We start from the raw sequence: 1,651 nt of genomic DNA, 5'->3' as shown, positions 1-1,651 counted from the left end.
CTTAACTGACCGGCATTAGAGCTAAGGCTCCCTTTTTTATGGGGAAAATTTTCAGAGAGCATACGGAACGTGCTATGGTTTTATACAAAAAGAGTATTTTTAGATACTGGGAGCAATGGATGAGCCTACACCACACAATAAATTATTTGGAAATGCCTGTTAAGGATATTCAATCGACAAAAGATTTTTTCGGCCAAGTATTCGGTTGGGAATTTGTCGATTATGGGCCTGAGTATAGTTGTTTTCTAAACGCTGGAATAACTGGCGGATTCTATCTATCCGAGCAAGATTTTACGTTAACAAAGGGCTCACCTTTGTTAGTGATTTATTCAAATGAGCTCGCTAATTCCTTGCAAAAAGTCACCGATGCTGGCGGTACTATCAGTAAACAGGTATTCGAATTTCCTGGCGGAAGAAGATTTCACTTTTTAGATCCTAATGGCAATGAATATGCGATTTGGTCTGAGTAGCCAACGCGATATAACTAAAAGAAGAAGGGCTGAACATGCCACATTGTGTTATTGAATACGCTAAACCATTAAAGCACGTTATTTCAATCGAAGCCTTGGTCGAGGCGACACATCAAGCTTTGATTGACTCGCAATTATTTGAGCCGCAAGCGGTGAAAACTCGCGTCCATGGGGTTGAACACTTTCGAGTTGGTGAAGATCAAGAAAATACCTTTGTGCACATCCATACGGCCATTATGCCTGGTCGAACAGATGAGCAAAAAGCGCTGCTACTAGAGCGAGTATTTGAGGCTATTTCACTCATCACCAACTCTGTGAGTAGCGTAACGATGGAAATAGTTGATATTAATAAGCAGCATTATATTAAGATGATTAATTAATCGGGCGGGACTTAATATAAGTATGTTATGACGATAAATGCTAAGCCTAGGCTTAGCTTGTAGCTGATTCGTGGTTCTATTTACTTAGTTTAGCCAGTAACAATTTTGAATTATAAGCAGCTGTGCGCTGCTCTTATGGTCAGTGAGTTTCTGGAGTCGTTAACCGTTTACTTTTGGCTAGAAAACAATCTGATTAGCACAGTGCAACGGTAATTATCTCCCAAGTTATCGGCTTCAACTAGGAGTGGGGCATTTCCAGCTAATATGTTGGTTCACCGATAGACGAAGAGAACTCGTTAAACTCTTTTAACATGGTTTTGTGCTCTGGAATATCCATTAAGTTAGCCCATTCTATAGCGCTCTGGGCGGCAATCGCTATATCAACCATTTCAATTCTGAAATCAAAGTTATTACTCGATTTATTGGCATCAGCGACTAAGCGCTTTGAATAGTGCTCACCATAATGGGGCGTTTGATGGAATTTTGCGGCAAAGTTAAAGGTATTTTCGCCTATAGGATTCAAGTAAGCCTGACGGTGGTGGCTGCCTCTATTATTGTGCGGTAATTCCTCGATACGGATAACGAAACTTTTAACTACACTAGCACGACCTTTGGCACGTCCTATTGTGTATTCAGCAGCCTCTTTGGCAGACTGAATACTTTTCAGACTATCGGCAATAGCTTTACCTACAATAGCTCTGTGTTTTGGCGTAGCCTTCGCTAACTTTTCTAAACTTAGTCTACTCATTGTGTTATCTCATGGTTGGTAAAATACCAGTCTAATGACTAGGGGCTGTTGAT

General features: G+C 40.6%; 3 protein-coding genes. 2 read left to right on the top strand and 1 reads right to left on the bottom strand.

Features of this window, described 5'->3' with window-relative positions:
* Positions 1-119: 119 nt before the first annotated feature.
* Together AB4238_RS22245 and AB4238_RS22240 are read left to right on the top strand one after the other, a co-directional pair.
* Positions 120-470: a VOC family protein gene (locus tag AB4238_RS22245; RefSeq protein WP_372035792.1), complete on the top strand. Its 351-nt coding sequence runs from the start codon at positions 120-122 to the stop codon at positions 468-470.
* Between the two features lie 35 nt (positions 471-505).
* Positions 506-850 carry a 5-carboxymethyl-2-hydroxymuconate Delta-isomerase gene (locus AB4238_RS22240; RefSeq protein ID WP_372035790.1) on the top strand — a complete coding sequence of 115 codons (345 nt, stop codon included), beginning with the start codon at positions 506-508 and terminating at the stop codon, positions 848-850.
* 259 nt (positions 851-1,109) lie between these two features.
* On the opposite strand, the gene AB4238_RS22235 is transcribed toward AB4238_RS22240, so the two are convergent.
* The gene (locus tag AB4238_RS22235; protein ID WP_372035788.1) at positions 1,110-1,598 is read right to left on the bottom strand and encodes a hypothetical protein; all 489 of its coding nucleotides are present in this window, start codon (positions 1,596-1,598) and stop codon (positions 1,110-1,112) included.
* Positions 1,599-1,651: the final 53 nt, after the last annotated feature.

Origin of the sequence: Shewanella sp. 10N.286.45.A1, from assembly GCF_041470405.1 — a bacterium.
Lineage (GTDB): Bacteria > Pseudomonadota > Gammaproteobacteria > Enterobacterales > Shewanellaceae > Shewanella.
Note: the sequence above shows the minus strand (reverse complement) of the source record. Positions and strands in the feature narration are given on the sequence as shown.